At 31.6% G+C, this 25,822-nt stretch carries 19 protein-coding genes and 4 pseudogenes; 15 read left to right on the forward strand and 8 right to left on the reverse strand.

What is annotated here, in order from left to right; translation table 11 throughout:
- Nucleotides 1-7 precede the first annotated feature (7 nt).
- The gene (locus FFV08_01925) at nucleotides 8-2,875 is read left to right on the forward strand and encodes a hypothetical protein (protein ID QLB51543.1); all 2,868 of its coding nucleotides are present in this window, start codon (nucleotides 8-10) and stop codon (nucleotides 2,873-2,875) included.
- Nucleotides 2,876-3,559: 684 nt separating this feature from the next.
- Here the strand turns inward: FFV08_01925 and FFV08_01930 are convergent.
- Nucleotides 3,560-5,497: a transcription antiterminator gene (locus tag FFV08_01930; GenBank protein QLB51544.1), complete on the reverse strand. Its 1,938-nt coding sequence runs from the start codon at nucleotides 5,495-5,497 to the stop codon at nucleotides 3,560-3,562.
- A gap of 203 nt (nucleotides 5,498-5,700) precedes the next feature.
- Here FFV08_01930 and FFV08_01935 point away from each other — a divergent pair, with 203 nt between their 5' ends.
- From FFV08_01935 to mngB, 4 genes are read left to right on the forward strand one after another with little or no spacing between them, the layout of a single operon-like run.
- A complete protein-coding gene (locus FFV08_01935) occupies nucleotides 5,701-6,156 on the forward strand; it encodes a PTS sugar transporter subunit IIA (protein QLB51545.1) in 456 nt (151 codons plus the stop codon).
- 1 nt (nucleotide 6,157) lies between these two features.
- Nucleotides 6,158-6,472, forward strand: a complete 315-nt coding sequence (locus FFV08_01940; protein ID QLB51546.1) for a PTS fructose transporter subunit IIB — start codon at nucleotides 6,158-6,160, stop codon at nucleotides 6,470-6,472.
- 12 nt (nucleotides 6,473-6,484) lie between these two features.
- Entirely contained in the window at nucleotides 6,485-7,579 is a 1,095-nt protein-coding gene (locus FFV08_01945) for a PTS fructose transporter subunit IIC (GenBank protein QLB51547.1), read from the forward strand.
- 57 nt (nucleotides 7,580-7,636) lie between these two features.
- Nucleotides 7,637-10,303 carry a mannosylglycerate hydrolase gene (gene mngB, locus FFV08_01950; GenBank protein QLB51548.1) on the forward strand — a complete coding sequence of 889 codons (2,667 nt, stop codon included), beginning with the start codon at nucleotides 7,637-7,639 and terminating at the stop codon, nucleotides 10,301-10,303.
- A gap of 187 nt (nucleotides 10,304-10,490) precedes the next feature.
- Here mngB and FFV08_01955 read toward each other — a convergent pair whose 3' ends face one another.
- From FFV08_01955 to FFV08_01970, 4 genes and pseudogenes are all read right to left on the reverse strand, one after another.
- Entirely contained in the window at nucleotides 10,491-10,754 is a 264-nt protein-coding gene (locus FFV08_01955) for a hypothetical protein (GenBank protein ID QLB51549.1), read from the reverse strand.
- Nucleotides 10,754-12,123, reverse strand: a pseudogene (locus FFV08_01960) (glycoside hydrolase family 1 protein). Before FFV08_01960 ends, FFV08_01955 begins: the two are co-directional and overlap by 1 nt.
- A gap of 3 nt (nucleotides 12,124-12,126) precedes the next feature.
- On the reverse strand, nucleotides 12,127-13,524 hold the full coding sequence (locus tag FFV08_01965) for a PTS beta-glucoside transporter subunit EIIBCA (protein ID QLB51550.1): 1,398 nt from the start codon (nucleotides 13,522-13,524) through the stop codon (nucleotides 12,127-12,129).
- A 135-nt stretch (nucleotides 13,525-13,659) separates the two neighbouring features.
- Nucleotides 13,660-14,109, reverse strand: coding sequence for a winged helix-turn-helix transcriptional regulator (locus FFV08_01970; protein QLB51551.1), 450 nt, complete (start codon nucleotides 14,107-14,109; stop codon nucleotides 13,660-13,662).
- 515 nt (nucleotides 14,110-14,624) lie between these two features.
- On the opposite strand from FFV08_01970, the gene FFV08_01975 reads away from it, so the two are divergent.
- The 7 genes and pseudogenes from FFV08_01975 to FFV08_02005 all read left to right on the forward strand — a co-directional run bounded on the left by FFV08_01975 (nucleotide 14,625) and on the right by FFV08_02005 (nucleotide 18,725).
- On the forward strand, nucleotides 14,625-15,401 hold the full coding sequence (locus tag FFV08_01975; protein ID QLB51552.1) for a hypothetical protein: 777 nt from the start codon (nucleotides 14,625-14,627) through the stop codon (nucleotides 15,399-15,401).
- A gap of 41 nt (nucleotides 15,402-15,442) precedes the next feature.
- On the forward strand, nucleotides 15,443-16,201 hold the full coding sequence (locus FFV08_01980; protein ID QLB51553.1) for a hypothetical protein: 759 nt from the start codon (nucleotides 15,443-15,445) through the stop codon (nucleotides 16,199-16,201).
- A 90-nt stretch (nucleotides 16,202-16,291) separates the two neighbouring features.
- Nucleotides 16,292-16,963, forward strand: a complete 672-nt coding sequence (locus tag FFV08_01985; protein ID QLB51554.1) for a hypothetical protein — start codon at nucleotides 16,292-16,294, stop codon at nucleotides 16,961-16,963.
- Nucleotides 16,964-17,011: 48 nt separating this feature from the next.
- Nucleotides 17,012-17,248: a hypothetical protein gene (locus FFV08_01990; protein QLB51555.1), complete on the forward strand. Its 237-nt coding sequence runs from the start codon at nucleotides 17,012-17,014 to the stop codon at nucleotides 17,246-17,248.
- 78 nt (nucleotides 17,249-17,326) lie between these two features.
- A pseudogene (locus FFV08_01995) lies at nucleotides 17,327-17,683 on the forward strand (hypothetical protein).
- Between the two features lie 710 nt (nucleotides 17,684-18,393).
- A pseudogene (locus FFV08_02000) lies at nucleotides 18,394-18,486 on the forward strand (30S ribosomal protein S9).
- A 119-nt stretch (nucleotides 18,487-18,605) separates the two neighbouring features.
- Nucleotides 18,606-18,725, forward strand: a pseudogene (locus FFV08_02005) (IS256 family transposase).
- 225 nt (nucleotides 18,726-18,950) lie between these two features.
- On the opposite strand, the gene FFV08_02010 reads toward FFV08_02005, so the two are convergent.
- The 3 genes from FFV08_02010 to FFV08_02020 form a co-directional block, all read right to left on the reverse strand.
- Nucleotides 18,951-19,817 (reverse strand): NAD(P)H-dependent oxidoreductase, encoded by an 867-nt coding sequence (locus FFV08_02010; protein QLB51556.1) that lies wholly within the window; start codon nucleotides 19,815-19,817, stop codon nucleotides 18,951-18,953.
- Nucleotides 19,818-19,826: 9 nt separating this feature from the next.
- The gene (locus FFV08_02015; protein ID QLB51557.1) at nucleotides 19,827-20,438 is read right to left on the reverse strand and encodes an NAD(P)H-dependent oxidoreductase; all 612 of its coding nucleotides are present in this window, start codon (nucleotides 20,436-20,438) and stop codon (nucleotides 19,827-19,829) included.
- A 104-nt stretch (nucleotides 20,439-20,542) separates the two neighbouring features.
- Nucleotides 20,543-21,409, reverse strand: coding sequence for a helix-turn-helix transcriptional regulator (locus tag FFV08_02020; protein ID QLB51558.1), 867 nt, complete (start codon nucleotides 21,407-21,409; stop codon nucleotides 20,543-20,545).
- A gap of 110 nt (nucleotides 21,410-21,519) precedes the next feature.
- On the opposite strand from FFV08_02020, the gene FFV08_02025 reads away from it, so the two are divergent.
- From FFV08_02025 to FFV08_02035, 3 genes are all read left to right on the forward strand, one after another.
- A complete protein-coding gene (locus tag FFV08_02025) occupies nucleotides 21,520-23,013 on the forward strand; it encodes an FAD-dependent oxidoreductase (protein QLB51559.1) in 1,494 nt (497 codons plus the stop codon).
- 10 nt (nucleotides 23,014-23,023) lie between these two features.
- The gene (locus tag FFV08_02030) at nucleotides 23,024-24,223 is read left to right on the forward strand and encodes an MFS transporter (GenBank protein ID QLB51560.1); all 1,200 of its coding nucleotides are present in this window, start codon (nucleotides 23,024-23,026) and stop codon (nucleotides 24,221-24,223) included.
- A 128-nt stretch (nucleotides 24,224-24,351) separates the two neighbouring features.
- Nucleotides 24,352-25,527 (forward strand): IS256 family transposase, encoded by a 1,176-nt coding sequence (locus FFV08_02035; protein ID QLB51561.1) that lies wholly within the window; start codon nucleotides 24,352-24,354, stop codon nucleotides 25,525-25,527.
- Nucleotides 25,528-25,822: the final 295 nt, after the last annotated feature.

Raw genomic sequence — 25,822 nt, forward strand, 5'->3', positions numbered from 1 at the left:
ATTATGTATGCTTGTTATTTCTTTAATAGAAAACTTACTGATAGAAGAACTAGGAAATTATTTTAGAGGAGTATTTGGGAAGTTAAGACTGAAGCTTTTCAGTAAAAAACTAAAAAATGAAGTCGAAGTCTCGATATTAGAGAAATATGGAGATAGGATATATTATCTTGATTTTGATAGATTTTTAATTGAACAAAATGTTCTTGAAAAGATAATAAAAAATTTTCTTAACCAAGATGTTTTGCAATCGAAAACAATAAATCAATCAGTAGATTTTTACATCAATTTGTTTATTGAAAAATATCCTAAATATAAACTATATGATGGGGATTTAAAACAAATTCTTCAAAAATATTTTGAAGTCATATTTAAACAACTTAATAAAATCGGTACTTCTGAATCACAAGCACTGTGTCGAACTATTAGAGAGATTGTTGATGGATTAGACAGACGGTTACAGTACATATCGGCGACTGTGGATGATAGTAATGCAATGTTAAAGCAGGTTGTAAATGGAAATTTTAGAATATACCTCTATATTAAAACCATGTTAGAAACGTCTAGTGCTTCATTTGTTCAGTCTGACTATTTTGATCGTTATCTATTTCAGGATACAGTAGACAGTAAGGTGAAAGACTCGTTAGATATCCTTTTACAACATTATAAAGTTGTATTAAAAGGAGAAGCAGGATTTGGGAAAACATTTGAAACTTTTAAGCTAATAAATCAATTGTGTACAAAATATTCTACCTATCAATTAATTCCTGTCTATGTTCCATTAATAGAGTATGGGGGTAGTTTAGGAACATTATTCGAGATTATTCAATCGAAAATGGAACCATTCTGTGAAGGAAACTCTAAACAAGCCATTAATCAGCTATTTGTTAATAATCAATTGGCATTGTTCTTCGACGGGATTGATGATATTGTGGATGAGAGAAAGAGATTAAAATTTTTTTCTGAAGCAAATCAATTAATGACACAATATAATCAAAATTTTTTCTTTTTCACAACACGAAATAATCGATATAATCATGAGCTTGGAGAAGAAAAGAGTTTCTTTCTAACAAATCTTTCCGATAGTATAATTCAAAGTAGTTTAATTAGACTTTGGGAGTATAGCAAGTTTCCTAAAGCATATCTTGAACTGTTTAGGAACCCTTTATTGTATAAAATTGGTAAGACTATTCTGACTGATAGACAGAATAAAGAGTTGCTTAATAGAACACAAATTTTTACAGAGTATTTCGAAAAGAATTATCGCTACAAAAATAGTTATTCAGAATTATCCCTTCATGAAACATTAAATCTTTTTGGTAAATTTTCTTACGAGAATTTTAATCAATCTAGTTTTACATACAGTGAAGTAGATAAAATAATAAGTGCTTATCCAGTTTCTACACCAAATAAAAGAAATCTAATTGATTATTTTATAAATTTTGGAATTTTTAGTACTTCAGATAGAATTACTTTTTCTCATAAGCTATTTAAGGAGTTTTGTGCTGCATACTATATTACAAATAACCTAATAGTTTCATCAGATACAGCACTTCTAGAAAAACTTATCCATAATGAAGAATGGCGAGAAGTAGTCATTTTTATCTCTGGATTGTTTTCAACCATTGAAGAGCAGGATAAATTTTTAGATTTTATTCTACAACATAACTTGCCTCTTTATGTTGAATGTGTTAATTCTAAAAATGATTTATTGAGGAGTAATGGGATTACAGATTTCTCTAGGGAAGATAATGTAGAAAGAATATTATCAGAGATTCTCAAAACATATAAATTTATAGTAGAAAACTATTTCTCCTCTATATCAGAGCAATTTGAACCATTTATCATGGAAAATTGTAGATTGGAATCAAAAATAGGAATTGCTGGAGGTATGGAAGAAAACACCCTTTATTATTGGTTTGATATCGTGGACAAAGGCGTTCCAGATGTAAAAATTATCAGCGCTGAATTGTTGAGTCAAGCGATTCAAGAATATCAGGCTACTATCTTTTTTAAAACGACTCAAATGGTTCAGCGTAGTACAAACTTAGAATTATCCGGCCTTATAGGAGATAGTGGTAGAAAAATAGCAATAGATATTATTAAAGATAATCTGAAAACTATTTTAGAAAAGAAATCATTACCTGCAAGTAATTATATTTTATGTGAACTTTTGAAAGAAATAAAAAATAAATTACCTTGGCTTAAAGATATTGATGAAATATCTTTAATGAGTAAAAATGTTAGAAAAAGGATAGATGAAATCCTTCAAGATTGTCCTGAGGTTGCAAGTTATACTACTTCTGAAGGAGTAGAGCTGTTTAGTTTAAATAAACTGATAACTATTTTGCTGCAGTCTGATGTAGATTATAGAAGTTTTGTCATACCTGATCGTGATAGAGAATATTCAGAGTCAAATGGCTTAGTAATGAACTTATATTCTACAAAAAGAAAAATAAAAATAGTTGAGACATTTTTAAATTTCGCTGAGGCGAGTTATTTGGAAATGGTAAAATATAACTTTCCAAATATTTATAGATATTTTTCGAAAATTCAAGATATGCCATACAAACTACTGGTCACTTATAAGGATGATGAAAGAAATCCGTGGATAGGTTATTATCATGTGGCATATTCCGGAGATAAAAATTTAATTGAAGTATCGCTAGGTGATTTAAGTAAGTGTTATGAAAAAATATATGATGAAATACTACAAAGCTATCACTCATTAAACAGAGTCCCTAAAGATGTTTCTAGTCGTAGTAGTGATTTTTCAACTCTTTTATTCTCAAGAAATTCTAGTGGAAATACACCATTAAGTGATTATGTTCATAAAGAAATAGAAAAGAGTTTAGAAGAGATATTCGGAAAAATGTAACAAATCAGTTTTCAAAATAATATTTTTGAGTAGTTAGAGCTTAATATACAGTTTTAATAATCCATTTAGAAAAACAGGTGGATAATTCATAGACTAACAATATTCAATCTTTATTATTCGTCAATTTGAGTAATAAAAGGTTTTGATGTTTACATAACAACCACTATTCAGTAGATAAAAAGTAGCTCAATCTATTTTGAGCTACTTGTAACTAGTCTATTTTATGGTGTTAATTGGTGTCAATTTTATCCAAAATTATGGATTTTAGTCCATTTTCATGGAAGTTTCATTTTGGGAAATGTTGATGGGAAGGGAATGGTAAGGATTGAGTATTTATGATTTTCAATAGAGAAATTCTCAAAACGTTAATCAATACGATTATATCAACGTTTACAGACATTCAAGAGCATTCTCTTGGATGTCTTTTTTAATGCAAATATCGATAGTTTCCACCAAAATTTCCACCATTTTTCCACCATCACTTAATTTTTCAATGAATTATAAATAGAATGAATTGATAGTATGTCCCTGGTATAGAAATCTAATAATTAGGTTGTTTATGTATTGAAAAGCCCGTTGATTTTTGATGTATTGTTATATTGCTATCCATTTGATTTTACAAAAAAAGCATTTCGAATAAAGATGTTTACGAAATGCTTTTTGTCATTTTTAGTTTGATAAAAGTTATGTGTTATCAAATGTTTTAAATATACTGATAAAATTATTGTAAGTTGGTTCTTTTAAAAGTTTTGTTTGTGAATCATCGGAGCTGATAAAATCTAATAATTGATCATAAATATATTCCATTTGCTTGTTATTATTATTTTGAATAGCGAACACAAAAACAAATTTAGCATTTTTTCCATCCCAGTCAATTCCTTTAGGAGCAATGATTGGGAAAATAACATTTTGTTTAACACTATTGCCAATTGGATGAGGGATTGCAATTGTGTCAGAAATTAGAGTTGAGGAAATATTTTCTCTAGCTAAAATATCATCTAAAAAATTCTTTTTAACTTTTCCATTGGAAAGAAGTTTATTGTGTACAATATTTAATAATTCAATTTTTGACAATTTAGTATTAACCGTTAAGAAATATTCCTCTGAAATTAGATTACTATCTAACAATGAATTATCTAAATTATGCAAAGCTGAATCGATTAATTTCATAGATGAATCAAGATCATCAATATTTATAAAGATATAATCTGATTTTTTGGAATCCTTAATTGGAACCGTAGTTATTTTTAAGTCAAAAAAATTTATATTAGTCTGCTTATCTAAATGAGCTAGTGATAATTTTGTTATAGAAGAAAATCTATTTAGAAATCTTCTTTTTATTTTTGTTTCTATAATAGAACTGAAAGTTTTTCCACTACCACAGATGATTGCTAAAGTGTATTGTTTTGTACTATTATCAGTATTACGTTCGATAGAATTAGCTAAATGAAGTGCTATATAAGAAATTTCATCCTCAGAAAAATGAATATCGAATTCAGTTACTATATTTTGACTACATTGTATTGCTAGATCAAAAGCATATGGGAAATTTTTTTTAATTGTTTCTATAATGGGATTATTCCGATTGGCATCTATTGTTTGTATTTTTAAAAATAATTTAATATGTTCTAAAAGATTTTTTTCAAGAATTTTATCGTATGGCCAAACTGAGTCTGTTGAATTTGATAGGGTATATTTGATAGAGTTTACAATGCTTTGAGCAATATTATCATTTTCATTTAATGAATGGTCATCAATGACACTAGGTTGATTTTCTGCAAAACATAAATAAATATATCTAAGTTCGTTTTCTGAAATTTCAATTTCGAACGATGATTTAATATCATTTATAAAATTATTAATGATATTGAGGGAGTCAGGATTCAACTGAAATACTTGATCAAAGGTAGTAATATTTTTTTTATATTTTATACGGCTAATGGCCAACAACAGAGTAGAGAAGATATTTCTTCTGAAATAATCTGAATCAAATTCTATATGGTTTGTAATATGTTTATCAAATAGATTTGAAAACAACTCATAATTTACGTTAAAACATATATCTTTTTCTAATTGTTTGTTTTGGATGAGATAGTCATCTAAATTTTCCTGAAAAATCAAATTGATAATCGCATTACGAATATCTTGTTCTTTGCCTTCAACCATGTAACCTAGATTACTTTTATTTTGTAATTTTAGATTGAATGGAGAGAATTTTGTTTTTAATGCTCTAAAGTCATTATATAGAGTGTTAACACTAATAAATAAGATTGATTGAAGATAATCTTGACTAATATAATGATCAGTTGTTAAAAATAATCTGACCAAATATGCTAGTCTAGATTCTGACGAAGTGAATAGAAATGTTCCAGAGTCTTTATCAGACCAAAATTTTTCAAAGAGCTCTCTATCCTGGTAATCCAAGGTGTATCCTTTTTTCCTATGAAGTATAATTTTAGCACCATTTTCTGTTATGTAATCGTTTATTGTATTGATATCAGATCTAATAGTGCGGTCAGAAACGTGACAGAAAGAACTAATTTCATTGATTGAAATTGCATCATCTCTTTCAATTAAGAGATTTAAAATATTATCCAACCTCTGATAATCTAAAATTGTCATCCTATCCCTCCAATTTTTGTTTCTACTATATAATATTGTATCACAATTAAATATTTTAGTATTTTTAGTTTTTTTCCAAAATATAATTGAAATTTTTAAAATATTTGATGCACATTTTTCATTAATAAACTGGAAAAATGAGTTAGTGACAACGTTAAAAAACGATGGTAATATTGACTTATAGAAATCAAGGAGGTCCAATAATGGAGTTCAAAAAGGACAACATCCTTCTAAATGTAGATGTAAAAAACAAAAATGAATTGTTTGAATACATAGCAAAATATGCATTTGAAAAACAAATTATTGAAAATAAAGAGAAGTTAGTACAAGCGTTCTTAGATAGGGAATTAGAGGTATCAACTGGATTGCAAGAATCATTTGCAATACCACATGCTAAATCAGAGATAATTTCACAACCAACAGTGTTTTTTCTAAAGTTAAAATCTCCAATCGAATGGGAAACTTTTGATGATCAACCAGTTTCTAATGTATTTGCGTTATTAGTACCGAGTAGGTTTGAAGGGACTTTACATTTGGAAATGATTAGCAGGATAGCAACCTCATTATTGGAAGATGATTTTATTAATTTGGTAAAAAAATCATCCAATGTGGATGAACTAAAAAATATTATTTCAAAAGCTATGGAAGGAGCGATTTGATATGAAAATTGTAGGAGTAACGTCTTGTCCGGCAGGATTAGCCCATACACCAATGGCGGCTAAAGCACTTGAGAAAGCTGGAGTAAAACTAGGTTATGATGTTCGTATTGAGCAACAAGGCTCATTAGGACAAGTAAATAAGTTAACACAAACAGAAATTTCAGAAGCGGATTTTGTATTGTTAGCGACAGATCAAAAGGTTGTTGATCAAGAACGGTTTGATGGAAAAAAACAAATTCGTGTAAATATAGCAACATGTATTAAAGCTCCAGAAGCTGTTCTAAGAAAATGTGCCGATGCGATTTTAAATAAGTAAAGGAGAATCAAAATGAATAAATTCTTAAATACGGCCAAGGGTCACTTAATGACTGGAATTAGCTATGCTCTACCTATGATTATTGGTGCTTCATTAGTAGTGGCAATTCCTAAAATGATTGCTTTAGCTATGGGAATTACTAGTTTGGATCCATTTGCGGAAACTGCAGGATTTGAACATTACTTATATCAAATTGAACAAGTTGGTTGGACTGGTATCGGGTTAATCAATACGGTTCTTGCTGGTTTTATTGCTTACTCAATAGCTGATAAAGCTGCTCTAGGTGCAGGACTTATCGGAGGAGCAGTCGCTACTAAAACTAACGCGGGATTTTTAGGTGCTATGATTGCCGGTTTTATTGCGGGTTATGTTGTTGTTTGGTGTAAGAAACATGTAAAAGTTCCAGAAAAATATAACGGAATTTTACCACTGATTGTATTTCCATTATTTGCGACTATGTCTGTAGCACTTGTTATGGGTGTATTCCTTGCGGGACCTTTGGGTGCAATTAATACTGGTTTAGTAAGTTGGATAAAAGACATGATTGCTAATGATGTAAATAAGGTCGTATTAGCTTTAATTATGGGAGCAATGATTGGTTCTGATTTAGGAGGACCTATTAATAAAGCATCATGGATGGCTGGTAATGTATTATTAGCTGAAGGAATTTACTTACCAGCAATTATTGTTAACGTTGCTATTTGTGCAGTACCTATGGGTTATGCTTTTGCTTCTCTATTCCATAAAGATAAAATGAGTGAAGAGTTGCTTGATGCTAGTCGAAATAATTACGTTATGGGCTTCATTGGGATTACAGAAGGTGCGATTCCATTTACAATGGTTAATCCACTAAAACTTGTTCCAATCAATATGATTGGTGGTGCACTAGCTTCAGCAATTGGTATTGCGCTAGGAATGTACGCTAAGATGCCTCCAGTTGGTGGAGTATATGGCTTCTTCACAGTCGGTAATGGCTGGGCATACTTAGTTGGTTTGTTTGCTGGTGCAGCTTTCATTGGTGGAATTGCGCCAATGCTTGTAAACTTCAATGATACTTCTTCAACTGAAGAAATTAGTGTTGATGATATTGAAATTAGTTTTGAATAGAAAACTATTATTGGCACGTATCACTAGATATGTGCCTTTTGTTAAAGAAGGTATAATATGAAAAAAACAGTTCACGTTGTTCCACATTCTCATTGGGATAGAGAATGGTATTTCACAACTAGTCGTTCAAAGATCTATTTAATGAATAACTTTAAAAATATTCTTAGACTTTTAAAAGAGAATAATGGATATGATAGCTATACATTAGATGGTCAAGCGTCCCTATTGGATGATTATTTGGCTTGGTGTCCAGAAGATAAAGATTTAATATCAGATTTAGTTCATGAAGGAAAACTTATAATTGGACCATGGTATACACAAACTGATCAAATGGTTATTTCTGGTGAAAGTATTGTACGTAATTTGTTGTATGGTATGAATATTTGTAAAAAATTTGGACCATATATGAATGTTGGATATGTTCCAGATTCGTTTGGACAATCAGCGGCAATGCCACAGATATATAAAGAATTTGGAATAGATGATACATTATTTTGGCGTGGTGTAAGTGATGATGATGTGAAACAATCAGAGTTCAGATGGAAAGGTGAAGATGGAAGTATAGTTAATGCTTACCAAATACAATCAGGTTATTATATTGGAGGAGACATTCCAGAGGATATAGAGAAATTAAAAGAATATCTACATAAGGATCCTTATAAAAAAAATTGGAATAGAAGTAGCACGAATCAAGTTGTTTTTCCAAATGGGTTTGATCAAGCACCTGCTAGAGAAAACCTAGTTGAACTATTGAATCAAATGAGTGAACTATATAAAAATGAGTTCAAATTTAAAATTTCTAATTATGAAAATTATATTAAATCTATTAAAGAAAAGCATCCTGATCTAGAGGAAATTGCTGGAGAATTGTTGAATGGGAAATTAATGAGGATTCATAAGTCTATCTCATCGTCTCGTTCAGATTTGAAGAAATTGAATACAGAAGTACAAAATTATTTGGTAAATATATTGGAACCATTACTCACACTCTCAAACACAATGGGATTTGATTATCCGGTAGAGGTAGTTAAAGAGATATGGAAACTGATGTTTGAGAACGCAGCTCATGATTCGATAGGTTCGTGTGTATCAGATACTACAAATGAAGATGTTTATCTACGCTATAAACAAGCACGAGATCTAGCAGAAAATTTAGCAGAGTTAAAAATGCGAGAAATAGTTATGCGTATTAATTGTGATAGCGACATAACTGCAACAGCATTTAATCTGTCTGGTCGTTCTAAAAGTGGAGTTGTTGAGACAGATTTTTATGTGCCTCAATTAGATTTCTCAATTAAAGATAGTAGTGGCAATGAATATGAGTACACTATTACGAAATTTGAAGATCAAACTGATTACATTTTGGGACAAGGTAATGTGCTGGACTCTGCAAAGGATACATATAAGCCGGAAAAGGTTTATAAAGTACATATTGCCATTCACTTCGAAAATCTTCCAGCATTTGGTTATAAAAATTTTTATCTTGATTTAGAAGGGAATACCCATAAACGTTCAGTTGAAAGTTATAAAACTCAAATAGAAAATGAATTCTATAAAATTAATGTTAACAAAAATAATACACTTGATATTTTAGATAAGGTAACGGGAAAAATATATAAAAATCAAGCTATTATTGAGGAAAATGGAGATGACGGTGATTCATTTAATTATTCTCCACCACGACAGGATTTAGTAGTACGTTCTTCAGAATTTAAACCCAAAATCATCGTGGAAGAATCGGAATTGATTAAGAGAATGGAGTTGCAATATGATTTTATAGTTCCAGGTAATCTTGACGATAGATCAATTGGATTGAGAAATAGTCAACTGCCAGTATCTTTATCTATAACTCTAAAAAAATCTTCTCCAATAATTGAATTTAAATTTAATGTTGATAATCGTTTTGTTGACAGTCATAGAATGTGCGTTGTGATTGACAGTGATATCGCTTCTAAATTTTCTAAAGCAGATCATCAGTTTGGATCAATTAAACGTCCTGTTGTTCGTAAAGAAATGGGACTTTGGGAAGCAGAACCAGAAAAATGGAATGAGGTACCAATTTCAATTGAAACTTGTCAATCATTTGTTACGTTGGATAATGTTGATCGTGGTGTAGCAGTCATACCCAAAGGAGTACGTGAATACGAAATTATTGGAGATGAATTTAACTCTATTAGATTAACTTTATTTAGAACTTATGGATTCATGGGAAAAGAAAATCTTCTGTATCGTCCAGGAAGAGCATCAGGAGAGACAGTTATAGAAACTCCAGATGCTCAGTGTCATAAAAAAATGGAATTTGAATTTTCTGTAATTTATTATGAAGGAAATATGAATGATTACGGACTTTCTCAAGTAGTCAGTGATTATTTAAAAGAGATTCAAGTCTATCAATATTCTGATTATCTTAATACTCGCCTTAGATTTACTCAGTTTGATGTTGAAAGAAATCTACCTGAAAAATATTGTATTTTTGAGTTGGAAGGTGATGGTATTTTAAGTCTTGTAAAAAAAGCAGAAGAACGTAGTGGTTATATATTAAGATTCTATAATGGTGATTATAAGATAGAAAACAATTTAAAGTTAAACCTTAAAAAAATCCCCAAAATTATAGAAATTGTAAATTTAAAAGAAGAAACTAAAGAGATATATACGGAATCATCATCTATTGTACTTCCTACTATGAATCACAATAAAATTTTAAGTGTTTATATTGAATACTAAATAAAAGTTTCATAAATATTATTTAATTAATAATTATTGGCATCTAAGAGAACTCTCTTGGATGTCTTTTTTGATGTAAAAATAGATAGTTTCCACCTGAAAAGGCAACACTTTATAAATTTTGTATAGAAAAGTGTTGCCTTTTCAAAATGAGAAATGCACCTGTTTTTACAAGTGCATTTTTCATTTATTCAGTTTCAGCTAACTGCATAGCTTTATTAGATACAAACAATGGTTTCATTTCTGATTTATATTTAAGAAATAATTCCATTTCCTTACTTTCATCATACGAATTCCAATCTGTAATAATAAATACCTTTTTACCATTAAAGTAAACTTTAGAGGATTTCACATTTTCTAATTGATTTAAATCATTGGTAAATTGTTTAGCCACTGAAATATACTCTGACTCTTTACCTTCCTTTAAAGTGTTTTCAACAATTTGGAGCATTATAATACCTTTCCATTACTTTCTATAACTTTTTGATACCAAGAAAAACTATCTTTCTTATATCGTTTAAAATTATTATCATAGTCAACATAGATAAAACCATAACGTTTATCTCGATTACCGCTTGCACTGTATAAATCAATTACCCCCCAAGGTAGAAATCCTAAAATAGGAACAAAATCTTCACCTACAGCTGCCTTAACTTCTCTAATATGTGCTCTTAAATAATCTATCCGATAATCATCATGGATTTTTTTATCATCCGTTAAAACTTCATCCTCTACACCACAACCATTTTCAACAATCATCAACGGAAGTTTATATCGTGAATAGACATCATTCATGAAGTTTCGTAATCCGATTGGATCAATCTGCCACCCAAAAGTAGTCTTATCCAAATAAGGATTTGTATATCCTTGGTAAAGCATTTGCATTGTTTCAGCATTTGTATCCTTCGTTTCGCCTTCATCCTGCATACAAAGAGAATAATAATAGCTAAAAGAAATAAAGTCAATTTTAGATTCAGAAGATTTCAAGAGCTCAATATCTTTTTCCGAAATTGCGACTTCAACTCCCTTTTTCTCTAACTGCATTCGATATTTATTATCAATCTTGCAAGAGGTTATAAAATCAAGGTCATCCCACATCGTAGCTTGATTATGCTCTAATGTTGCTTTTACGTCTTCTGGTTTAGGAGAAAGCGGATATGCATAAGCACTTGCTAGCATATTACCAATAAGTGCATCTGGTAATATTTCGTGGCACAGTTTTACAGCTGTAAAGTGGCATAACATTGAATGGTAATAACAATCCCATTTCACTTGTTCATAATCACTATCCGTTGGCGTAACCTTCTCTTTGAGATACATATTTGGGATTAATAAACTAAGATTGTTCTCATTAAGTGTAAGCCAGTATTTGACATATTGACCAAACTCCTCAAAACAAGTACGACAATACCTTTCAAAATATGCTACAATCTCTCTAGATTTGAAACCATTATAATGATCTACCAAGTATTGTGGCATATCCCAATGAAATAATGTAACAACTGGTTCAATCCCAGCATTTTCGAGTTCTTTGAAGACTGACTTATAGAACGTAATCCCCTCTTCATTTGGAGACAATTCGATTCCTGTTGGATAGAGCCTAGTCCATGCAATGGACATTCTAAATGAATTGAATCCCATTTCTTTTAGTAATTGAATATCCTCTTTGTAGTGATGATAAAAATCAGAGGCCTCTGAATACCTAATCCCTGTTTTTTCTTCACGAATGTCATAGATACTTTTTCCTTTTTTCCAAGTAGTCCTCCACCTTCAAATTGAAAAGCGGATGTGGAACCACCCCATAGAAATTTTTTATTCATTTGTTATCCCCTTTTACCAAATTTATCAAGTTTAATATTTGATTTTGATAGCACAATCGTGATAAGTGCAGAAGCTACAAAAGAGATAACAATTGTTAAGACGCCAATGATTACATTAAATACTCCTTTATCACCAAACATCGCTGGAATACCAACAACACTTGATGAAGCAATTGCATACATTCTAAATTGGAAGATTCCAGCAAATAAACCACCAATTGCACCACCAATCATTGAACCTAAAAATCCATATTTAGAAGGTAGGTTGAAACCATACATTGCTGGTTCAGAGATACCAAGTACTGCAGATAATGAGGCAGAAATTCCTTGAGCACGTTTATCCTTATCTTTTGAAAGCATTGCAATTGCAAATGCAGCTCCAGCCATCGCTAAATTTTCAGCAACCATACTTGGCATCAATAATTGATCATAACCAACGGTTGTTAGTGTCGCAACAATAACAGGGAAAGCGAATGAGTGTGTACCAGTCGCAATCATCACAGGTGTAAAGAAAGCAAGTAGAGCAACTGCAAAGAAACCTAAATTATCACCAAGCCAAACAACACCAGTTCCAAGAACATTAGCAATATTTGTACCAAGAGGACCAATGACAATCAATTGAATTGGTAGCATAATGGCCATAACCAATAATGGTGCCATAAATGCTCGAATGATATCCGGTAACACCTTATTGAAGAATTTTTCAAGATAAGAAAGCAACCAAATCCCCAAAATAATAGGTAGAACAGCTTTTGAATAATCAATTGCTTGTACATTGAGAGAGAAAAATTCTAACGACTTAATACCTTTGTCTGCAAAACCAACGAACCCTGGCCATAGCATGATTGCTGCCACAAGCATTGATAAAAATTGATTAGCTTTGAACGCCTTTGCCGATGTTGCTGCAATAAAGAATGGTAAAAAGTAAAAACCAGCCTCATAGACAATATTAAACAAATATAAGGTACTATTCGTTTCGGGAACACCAAGTAATTTTGCAATAGTAATGACAGCACCCATCATACCTGAAGCCATCAATACTGGTACTACTGGTGTAAAAATTCCAGATACAACTGCAAAAAATTTATCCATTACAGATTTTTCAATTTCTTCAGTTTTGTCATCTATTCTTTGATTTTCATTAAGTTTTAAATCTTCATTAACAACCCCAAATACTTTACTTACATTTGGACCAATTACCACTTGAAATTGTCCATTTTGTACAATGACATCCAATACTTCTTTTTGTAATTTAATATCATCGATGTTAGATTCTGCCTTAGAAATATCCTTCAAAGAGAAGCGAAGTCTAGTAGCACAATGAAATACATCTGAGATATTATCTTTACCACCTACTAATTTGATAATTTTAGTAGAAAATTCTTTGTAATCTTGATCCATAATGGTCACCTCTTATATTAAATAGTATGCGATATATCGTTTACAGATACATTGTATACTATTTACTTTGCATTGTAAAGCCTTTTCAAAAAAATTTTTCAAAAAAAATATACTATCGAAATAGTATAATCAATATCAGATGTCGCCTAATAGAACGCTTATTTTTTTATCAATATCATTTAAAACAATAAGTTGTTCATTAGTTAGTAATTCTTTAAGTTGAGATTCAATTTCTTCATAGATAGCATTACATTTAGGAGCAAGTTGCATTCCCTTATTTTCTAGCGAAAGGATATAATATCGACCATCTTTTTGACTCTTAACTTTCTTTACTAATCCTTTCGCTTCCATAGACTTCACCGATGCTGTTACAGTAGGATTACTCAAACCAAACTCTTTCTCTAGATTTTTTTGAAAAATTTCCTCCCCTATATGTTCTGATAAAAAGATAAGAATCAAGGCTTGAACATGACTGACATTCAAGACACCCAGTCTCTCATTAATCACTTTTAAAATAACTTTATCAAGATTGTGTAACGTGCGAATGATTCCAATATTTTCATGTTGCAGAACAATATTACCCATATAATAACCCACCAATTCTATTGTATACTATGTATTATAACAAATATCTTTTAAAAATTGAACAGAAGATGGACCAGAATTTGTTATTTTAAATACGGTATTTTTAGACAAAGTTCAAATTGTCTATTATAACGGAAACCTTTTTTCAAGAAAATATAAATTTTTCGGAAAGTTAGTTAGTAATCCTTATCAATTATAAGAAGCGCAAGTTTTAACTAATTTGCGCATTTTTTGTTCTTATTTTTTTAAAATGGGAGAATAGAATTTGTTTAGAAGATTGAAAAGAGTGAAAATCAACTTTGCGATAAATTAATTATTCGAATCCTCATCATTTTAAATCTAGCTAATTATCAATTTTTGAATATCAGTTATTTTTGTGTTAACTTCGTGTTAGTTTCTAAATTAAAAATTATATAACCTCGTTATTGTTTTGGGATCAAAAAGTCCCAAAAATAATTATTTAATTTGAAAAAATGCGCTATAATCAATTTATAAAACCGAAAGGAAATTATAAAATGAATGAAAAAAAACAACCGTCTCATCTAAATGAAGAGAATAGAAATCAACCTATAATTTCAAAAACCGTTGTAAGGAAAGAACATGATATGTCTTTTGTTGATTATATTAGAGTCTTATCAGATGGAAAATTAAGTAAAAGTGGCGAAATTCGGGTGAAAACGAGAGAATTAAGTGAAAGAGTAGGCATAGACTATGAGATGTTTAGAAAAATTCTTAATAAGCAAAAACCAAATCAACCTAGGGATTGTATAATTGCTATATGTGCAGCATTATTTTGCTCAGTTGAAGAAACGAATAAAGCACTATTTTATTACGATGATATGCCAGGTTTAGATTTTTCTGAAGGATGTAGAGATTTTTTTATTATGCAGGCTTTAGAAGGAAATATAGGAAAAGAAAATGATCGTGACTACATAAGTAGGGGTGTAAAATTAGTTAATGATACCTTAAAACTAAATAAGTTTTCGTTGCTACGTCTATCTAATAAAACAAAAACCAAAGAGGCTAACATAATAGCCCCGAACGATAGAATAGAAGATATTATTTCAGAAGCGTATTCCTTACGTGAGAAGTACTACTCATCATTAGGTATTTATTATAAACCTGATAACTATAGTGTGACTACACAAATAAAAGTTCTGGATAATAAGAAAATACATCACTTAGTTAAAAAAAGTAATACAGAGGATGTATTTGAATTAAAATATGATGAAAGATTTCCAACATATATAAGGCCGGAAGCAGATCTGGAAAAAAATACGATTCTATTTTAGATGATTCAAACAAACGAGAATTGAGTAGATGTTACGAAGTTATGTTTGATACCAAAAATTGGGGATTCAGAAAAAGTGCAAAATTGAAAGATGAAAGTATAGTTGTCTATGGGGAACAATTTAATTATAAAATTCCTGAGAGAAATGAATACTTCTATGCAGAAATTAATAATGGGCAATTTAAATTTTCTGTGTTAAATAATAGTATGTTTATGAAAGAATATCTAACTGTAAATGAATTTAAAAATTATTATTCTCATAAGCAAAATGGTCATAAATCAGAACTTAAAATATTCTACTCTATAGAAGAAATTAAAGAATACTTTAAAAAAAATCACAAATATTTTTTTGAAGTACAATATAGTTATTTATCGTACTTTACAGAAATGAAAAAAAGTCTTGAAGAATTGCTCAATGATATAAAGAATAAGAAGCAATTTATTCGTGATTATCAGGATTTATTAGGGGACGATCCAAATATGATTTTCTATTTTTTTGAAGTTGAAAATGAGTTTGAGTGTTTCGAAAAAGAAAATACATTCCCTGTATACAAAGAATATGATCCTTTTGAAGAAAAGTTAGGTTTGAGTGACGGTATCGAGATAGGCACTTATCTAGGAGAGAATAAATATGTCGAAATAGTTTGCAAAAAGGAAGAGGCCATATTTGAAATTGAAAATAAAAAAATGATTTTAACTAGAGAAGATTTGATTACAGCTTTTGAACTAGGAATTAATAATATTGAAGAAGTTATAATACTAAAACATAAAATTTCAGATTTCAAAAAAATTTACGAATAATTTAATTGGGACTTATAAGTCCCGAAATATATTGTACTTCCTAAGTTTATTAAATATAATTATTTCATAAATTTAAGGAGGATCTCTCTAATGACAAATTTAGAATATGTAAATTCATTAATAGGTTTTAACGACATAATATATATTGATACGTCATCGCTCATGAACGTAGAAGAACTTAGGAAATTTTTAGAAAGTTACTCTCAGATTTTCATGGAAAATAACAAAAGAATATTAGTCACTAGAGAAGTGTGTCTAGAAATCGATAAACACTTAAGATCAAAATTGGAATCTAAACAATACAAGGCAGAAAAAGTTATTGAGATTTTTAAGGAGTATTATGAACTTTTTATTTTCGAAGATCATAATTTAAACAATATTGAAGCTAATAGTGCTTTTGCGGATTCAGAACTATTGTCTCGAATAACTAGAGGAAAAACAAAATATCGCCAGTTGTTGATTACTAACGATAAAAAGTTAAGTGTAGATGCATATAATTTGAACAATTTAAATTCTTGTTTTGGAGAAAAAATTTCCGTATGTTATATTTCTCAAAATGGATTGTTGCATAAGGGGCAAACAGATTTTGAAAGTCGCGTTATTAGTGAAAAAGATAAAATAGAAGAAGTAAATTTATCTGAAGAACAAAATGTTACCAGTATTGTTGAAGATAAAAGTTCAAAAATTTTATATGTCTTAACCGGAATTTGTCTAGGAGCAGTCGCCACTAAATATGCTCCAAAAATTTTAAAATTCATTTAATAAGCCATACAAATGATATGGCCAACTTTTCAATTACAGGAGGGGATTATGATCTTTCAGACTTATTTAATTATTCTGTTAATTTTTCTTGTTATATATTTATTATGGAGAAAATATATTATAAAAAACAAGTTTACACAATATATCATTAATAATGGTGGAAAAGAAATTGATTTTATAAGGAATACTGAGGGAAGCTCATCTGATATGGTAAAACTGATTAACAAGAGGTATAAGATAGGGATAGTTAATGCATATACTATTGTTAATTTAATTAAAGAATAGAACAAAGCTAAATGATGGGGAATTGATAAAATTTTTAAATAATCTATGAAAAGGAAAAATTAATTTTGGGGTGGGAAAATGGAATTGTCAATTGAAAAACGAGAACAAATTGTTGACTTACTAAATGCTGAATATGTGATTTCTGAGGAAATGATTGAATGTGTTAAGGATGCTCTTAAGAAGTATTCAACTAAAAATTATACCGACGAAGTGATTGATAAAATTGTAAGGACACCTCAGAGTTTATCAAAATGTTTAGTTTTGTTAAGGGAAAGGAAAGAGAGTAATGATTTAAGTTTGTTTCGTGGCATATTAACTGAGTGGTTAGTTTGTGCAGAATACAACGCTCTAAAAAATAAAGGTGCAGTTGTGATGACAATTACTAATCCAGATCCATCTTCAAAAGCTGATCTTCTTCACATAATAAAGGTTGGTAAACGATTTTCTGCAGTTTTAATTAGAAATAAAGAATCTACTAAATTTCAGTTAAAAGAAATGATAAAAAAAGCTATAGAACATATAATTTCACTAGAAAATTATGGGTTTACTAGCCATAAAGTAAAGCATGGTGATATGCCTGCTGATATTGTTTATCTCACTGTCTACAATTAGGAACTTCGAAGACGTAAAAAAAGAGAACTTTCACCAGAGAACAATAACTTTATTTGTTATGTACAGTATGATAAAAATAAAAAATTTCCAATTCGCAATAACTTAGTAGATCCTTATTTAAAAAAGAATAGAGAGGGAAATTTTGAATTTAACTGGAATCCGAATTATAAAGGAAAAACTAACATCAATAAATAAATTCAAATATCAAACTCTTATAAAATCGTACTGACATCATCATGTCAAACTAGATATTTCAAAGAAATCTTATCTGTACCAAATCAATTTTTATACTATTTGTATAAGTAATTTAATTTTGTTAAAACTCTTTTAAAGTCGTATTATTAAAGTTGAGTTTACTTCTTTAAATAAATGCGAGTACTTTCAATCGCATCAAATGATACAATAGAAACCCTGTTTTGACATTTTTTTCTGATGTTAAATTACTAATAAAATACCTAAAGTAATTCCCCTGTTTCGATTAAACTTATTAATATTTTTTGAAATAAATCGTTAGTTGGAATTAGTTAGAGACTGATATAGAGATGTTCTAAAATCATTTGAAATGTATTCTTGTCAAACCAGGCTTGAAAAAAGCTCGTAAAGTATCACAATTTAGTAAACGTTAAAACTTATTTACACTTATTGAAAGCATTTCGTCTAATACGAGATGCTTTTTTCTGGCTTAATTTTACAAATTGGGTAAATAAGAGTTAGAATTTGGCCAGAAATTATGATATAACTTAAGAAAGAAATCAAACGTCAAACGAAAAAGAAGGTTCTTTTCCCTAATGAGGAGGCTATGGAACGTTATTTAGTTACTCTGTTTGAAGATTATAATTTCAAGCAAAGTCAACGAATCCATTAAGGGTTTGGACAATGTTCTGACACACTTGAAAGCTTATTCTTGAAATCAAATTTGTTCTGGAGTAAAAAAAACCAGGGTTGAAACCCTAGTTGGAGAAAATATCGCATAAATCGCGATTGGTTGATAATAACATGAACTAATCAGAGTATCAATCAATTAGGTGATGAACTTATTATTGTAAAGATACTTTAGCTTGCGAAACTGTTCACTTCAATTGTGTGATTTTTACTGATTGTTCCATGCGACTAGAATGGCATCATTAGGATTTTTAGTAGTCACTTTACCATAAACTTGATCAAGCACTTCTTCGAAGGCTTGATGAGCTTTTTTCTTTATAGGATAAAGCCCATCGAGGACATTATCGAAGGCTGTGTGATTGAATTGTGTACGTGGTGTACCAAATATATTATCTAAGATATCATCAAAAGGAGTTTTAGTGTTTTCTATAAGTGATATGTTATTAGTTTGTGAAGGATGTGAAGGTGACGAATAGTTTTCCGAAGCACCAGATGTTGCATCCACCTGAGAGGTAACTGAGGAATTAATACCATTCACAGCAGATGTAAACTGTAGAAAATGCATCAGACAAGTATTAAAATAATCTTTTGTCGCTATATCTTTGATATTTCCTGCCTCGTCGAATGCTTCGCGTGCATAACCTAGGAGAAACTCATTGCCAGGCAATACCCAAGCATCTAGACCCGGAGACTGAAGAATCTCTTTGAGATGGAGTTGTGATCGTCCAGTTCCTAGTGGAGAATAAGAGGCACCAATAATATAAACAGGCTTTTTTAAAAAAGGATGTAAATCATACGATAACCATTCAAGGGCAGATTTTAAACATGAAGTGATAGTGTAATTATGTTCAGGACAGGCAATAAGAACACCATCGGCTGACTGTATTTTTTGGCTGACTTCTTGAATGATTGGGTAAGAACTTGTTTTTTTATTCTGACTAAAAAGAGGAAATGAAGTAAGTTCGATAATTTCTAAATGGAATTGTTGCTGGTAGTTTTTCTTTATCCATTGAAGTAATATACGGTTATATGAGTGTTTAGCGTTTGAACCGACTAAACCAACAAGTTTTATCATATTCAACTCCTATTTCTCTGATTGATAGCGATAAGTACGTACTTTATTTATGTTTTTTAGACGTAAGTCAGGATTTTGCTTTGAAACATTTACAAAAAGAAGAAAATGAGACATCTTTTTATCAAGGTTTTCACGAACCTGAGAGTTAAGTAATTCATTATTTTCATCAAAAGCTTCAAGAGAACGAGAGAGTAAAAAACCACTGTCTGCTTGAACTGCTGCCTGCAACTGAGGCGAGCGTAGAACATCTAGTAGATGATCTTGTGCACGACTGGTCCCTAAATTTCCGTATGAGGCTCCTACAATCATGGTTGGTTTTTCTAAGAGTGGAAAAGGTTCGAATGCTAGCCATTCTAGTGCATTTAGAAGTTGTGCAGGAACAGAATGATCGTATTCAGGTGTAACAAATAAAACGGCATCTGCCTCAAGTATTAGTTGTCTAAATGCATCAACTTTAGTATTTTTTTCCTCTAGCAAGTCTTTAGAGAACTGAGGGAGTTTTTCAATATCAAAAAAGGTAAAACTAGCTTGATTTTTGAATCTTTTTGAAAGGTAAACGGCTAATTTATGGTTTGTAGAACTTGGATGCTCTGCGCCGACTATTGTTATGATATTTAACATATAATTCTCCAGTACCTAAGAAGTTTTTGTTAATTGTATTATACTCTAAGGTTGCCATATAAAAATAAAAAAGTCATATCTAAATTCATGACTTTTTTTATCTTTTATAATGGATTGATTTGACTTGTTTCCCTGTATTCTGCCGACGTTTTTCCGGTATAGGCCTTAAAGTTTCGATGGAAATTGGAGACCGCTTTGTAGCCTAGCTCTTCACTAATCACTTCGATAGATTTGGTAGTTAGACTAAGCTGTTCTTTTGCGTATTCTAACCGGATAGTGGTACGTAGTTCAACAAAAGAGAGTCCAAATAACTCTTGGCAGAGTCTTGAAAAATAATTAGGTTGATAGGAGAAGTGATGTGCAACTTCCTTTTGTGTCACTGTTTGTAAGTGTTCTGAGATGTATTTCATAATCATCCCAGATTGGCTTTCTTTTGATGCATGTTTAATCTTTGAATCTGGAAAAAGAGAGTTCAATTTGGAGACTTTACTCTCATGTTCACGCAAAAGCTCAGTAAATAGAAGCCCACAGATTTTTTGACTTTGAAATTGAACATATTGATCATTGTCTGTCGTTTCTTCTAGTTTTTCGATAACATTTAAGTAGGCGTGACAAACTTCGCTGTCTAAATGGGTGAACACAATCATTGAAGTTTGCTCATCTATAGGATTCATAAAGTCATGAATGAGTGCGTTATCTCCTACGGTAAATTGAGAAATGGGATTAGGAATATCGAAAATAGCATGGTGGACACGTAAGAGTAGAGGCGTTTGATCTAGTGACTCGACTCGTAGTGTGGTTGATTGGTTGAATAGGATAATATCGTAAGGCTTGTGGTGAGTAACTTTTTCTTGATAATATAAAGTGATATTAGAAAGTGTTTCAATAATATAAACCTGTTTTTGTTTATCTTTTAAGCTAGATTTAGGGAATTCAAGGGTTCGGTGCAAGCAATTTGAAATAGTGAACATAGAATCTCCAAAGGATATATTTCGTCACAAAAGAGGACAATTAGAACCATTTTTTTAGTCGTTTTTATCAAGTATAATTATAGCATAAAAAAGAAAGCGAGACATTTCACATGGTTAAAGAATATAAGGTAGATATTGTTGTAGCTGGTGCAGGAGGAGCTGGATTAGCCGCTGCTCACGCTGCTTCTAAAAATGGTCTTTCGGTCTTATTGCTTGAGAAACTTCCTCAAATTGGTGGAAATACTAAAATTTCCTCTGGTTTTTTTGCAGTAGACACAGAAGAACAAAGAGCTTTGGGATTAAAACTATCAACAAAGGAAGCAATTGATGAGCTTCAACGTCATAATCATTATTTGTCAAATGGAGCTTTACTTAAAAATATTATTGAGCATGCCAAAGAAACTCTTGAAGAAATTAAGTCTTTAGGAATGGAGATCGAGTTAAATAGAAATGAGAACACAACACAATTTGCTCATTTAGGGAACCCTTATCGTGGTGGGTCTTATCATATGTATATGAATAAGAACGAATCTTATGGACGGATTCAGGAAAGCTTAGAAAAACAAGGCGTACAAGTGGAATTCGGTGTAACGATGAAAAGTCTTATTCAGGATGAAAGTGGACGTGTTATAGGACTCCAAGCAGTAACAGAAACTGGTCAAGAAGTGTATGTTCATGCGAAGGCAAGCATCATTACAACTGGTGGTTTTGGTGGTGATAAACGACGAGTTGCTCAAGTAATGCGAACAATTAACTTAAGAACCTTAGGTGTTCCAAGTATGGGTGAAGGTCTTACCTCTATGGAACAAGTAGGTGGTGTTAATATTGATGGTGCCGCTCTCATCCATGCTGCACAAATGGCTGAATCTGTGGTGTCTCAGGAAACAAAAGGAAAACAATTGGCAGGGTTTAATGACTCTCCACTTACTCAATTATTATTATCACCTCTATTATGGGTAGACCCACAAGGTGCACGATTTACAAATGAGGATGCTGTCTATGATACAGTTGAATGGTCTAATGCAGGATATGGAGTAGGTGGTAAATATTACTATGTGATGGACCGTGCTACACTAGAAGATTATTCAAAAGGAACTGACCTATTGATTTCTAAATCAGGTCCTGGTGCAAGCGATGCTAAGGGTGACTTCGTTGCCTTAGCGGACGAAGCAGTTAGTCAAGGAATTGCATTTAAAGGTGCTACACTAGAAGAACTTGCAGAAAATGCAGGTATGGATTTAGAAACTTTCGTGGATACCGTTTCAGAATATAATCAAATGGTGGCTAAGAAAGAAGATACGAGCTTTAGCAAATCTGAAGCATCTTTGAAATATAGTATCGAGGACGGCCCTTACTATGCTTTTATCGCTCAGGTTGTTTATTTGGGAACAGTGGGAGGAGTTCGTGTCGATAAAGATTTGCGAGTCCTTGACGCCTATAATAAGGTGATTCCAGGTCTTTATACAGGTGGTGCAAATGCAGGAGGCTATTATGCACCAAAAAATTACCCTGCCTACGAGGGGCTAGCTTCTGGCTTCTCTTGGACCTCAGGCTACTTAGCGGGACTTGCTGCTGTAAAGGATATTAAAAACAATATCTACTAGGAGAAAAAAGATGAATATGAAAAACAATATAAACCCGAGTTCTTGGACGTTTAAGATATCTTTACTATCTTTATCTATTTTAGCACAAACAGCCCCATCAGTTTCTATTGCAAATACTCAACTAGCACATTTATTCCCAGAACAGTCAACATCAGCTATTGAATTGATTTCAACATTGCCAAATTTTGGTGTTTTACTTTTGATTTTATTTTCAGAATCAATTGCTAAGCGTTTTGGAATTAAGCCTACAATAATGGCAGGACTAACCATGTACCTTATTGGTGGTATCCTTCCTGCGTTTATTCCCAACTACTATGCATTTGTTGTTTTACGTTTACTTATGGGATTTGGTATTGGTCTTTTTAATCCATTCTCAGTATCGTTGATGTATCGCTTTTATAAAGATCAAGAACTGACTGATATGTTGGGCTATCAAAATACGAGTCAGAATCTTGGGAATGCAGGATTTGGTTTCTTGCTTGCTGCTTTAATTATTGCTGGATGGAACGTGGCTTACATGGGGTTTGCGATTGGTCTTATTCCCTTAATTCTCTTTGGAGCTTTTGTCATGATACCAGAAGATAAACCGAAGGAAAGAGACAGTGGTCAAGTTCAATCTAAGACAAGACTAAAAGATTCAATCAATACACATATTATTTTACTAGCATTGTTGTTTATGGCTGTCTTTGCGATGTTCTTGATGATGACTATTAAAATGGCATTACTAGGTGAAGAAACAGGCCTTATTACTCCTTCAGCAGCCTCTTCAATTCTTGCCTCATTAGGTTTATCATCAATGATTGCCGCCCCATTCTTTGGTAAGTTAAGTAAATTCTTTGGGAATTTTATCCTTCCAATCTCCTTTAGTGGAATTGCATTATCTTTCTTTATTGTATCGCATGCTAATAATGTGGGTATGCTTACAGCAGGTGTAGTAATTGCAGGATTGTTCTTTGGATGGGTATTCCCACAAGCTTTCCTACGAGTATCTCAAGTAGCTCCTAGAAATGGTGGTACTTTAACGACATCAGTTGTTTTAATGGGAATCAATTTTGGAGCAGCTTTTTCAGCGATTATTATCAACTATATTGCAGGTTTATTTGGTTTCACAACTGCTGCAGGAGTGTTGACAATGTGTGGTATCGGATTTGTGATTCTTGCGATATTTGAGTTTATTTACACCTTTTTTGATCAACGTAAGGTTAATTAAATATCATAAACTGAAATTTAACTGTTTTGAATCTTTACGGGTAGTGTACAATAAGTTGTGTAAACACAAAAAGGAATAAATCCGTTATAGTAGAGTTGCGAAACATTACTAGAAAGAGATTTATTCCTATGACTCAGTTTACCACAGAATTGCTACACTTTCTAGCCCAAAAGCAAGATATTGATGAATTTTTCCGTTCATCCCTTGAAACAGCTATGAATGATCTGCTTCAAGCAGAATTGTCGGCCTTTTTAGGTTATGAACCTTATGATAAGGCTGGATATCATACCGGCAATAGTCGTAATGGAACCTATTCACGGAAATTTGAAACCAAATATGGGACTGTTCAGTTAACTATTCCAAGAGATCGTAATGGGAACTTTAGTCCAGCTTTGCTTCCCGCTTATGGACGTCGAGATGACCACTTGGAAGAGATGGTTATCAAACTCTATCAAACCGGCGTAACGACTCGAGAAATTAGTGACATCATCGAGCGAATGTATGGTCATCACTATAGTCCTGCCACCATTTCTAATATCTCAAAAGCAACTCAGGAGAATGTCACTGCTTTTCATGAGCGAATCTTAGAAGCCAATTACTCTGTTTTATTTCTTGACGGAACCTATCTTCCATTAAGACGTGGAACCGTTAGTAAAGAATGTATTCATATCGCACTTGGCATTACACCAGAAGGACAGAAAGCTGTTCTTGGATATGAGATTGCCCCAAATGAAAATAATGCTTCTTGGTCGACTATGCTAGACAAGCTTCAAAATCAAGGGATTCAACAGGTTTCACTCGTAGTCACAGATGGCTTCAAGGGACTTGAGCAGATGATCAGTCAGGCTTACCCATTAGCTAAACAACAACGTTGCTTAATTCATATCAGTCGAAATTTGGCTAGTAAGGTGAAGCGATTTGATCGAGCGGTTATTCTGGAGCAATTTAAAACGATTTATCGTGCTGAAAATTTAGAAATAGCAGTACAAGCTTTGGAGGACTTTATCGCTGAATGGAAACCAAAGTATAAGAAAATAATGGAAAGTTTGGAGAATGCGGAAAATCTTTTAACTTTTTATCAGTTTCCCTACCAGATTTGGCACAGCATTTATTCGACAAACCTCATTGAGTCTCTCAACAAAGAAATCAAACGTCAAACGAAAAAGAAGGTTCTTTTTCCTAACGAGGAGGCTCTGGAACGTTACTTAGTTACTTTGTTTGAAGATTATAATTTCAAGCAAAGTCAACGGATCCATAAAGGGTTTGGTCAATGTTCTGACACACTTGAAAGCTTATTTGATTAACAACCCCGTAACTCTACTTGAGTGTTTACACAAAATTATTGACAGTATCTGGTTATGAGATAAACTATAGTGATGGGGCTTTTAAAAAGAAGTAAATCGATTTAATTTCTTATTAGATTTTAAGTTTGATCAAGATTTTTTAGAAAATCCAGATGTTGTTTTTTTCTCTACCTATTTTTCTAAAACGGGAAAAATCAGATACAATAATCTTTGTAGGTGTAGAAGTTAATTTTTACAGAACTAAATTATTCCCCTATTTAGAATCTATTAATTCATATTTTATGAAATTAATTAG

This window comes from Streptococcus sanguinis, assembly GCA_013378335.1.
Classification (GTDB): Bacteria; Bacillota; Bacilli; order Lactobacillales; family Streptococcaceae; genus Streptococcus; species Streptococcus sanguinis_I.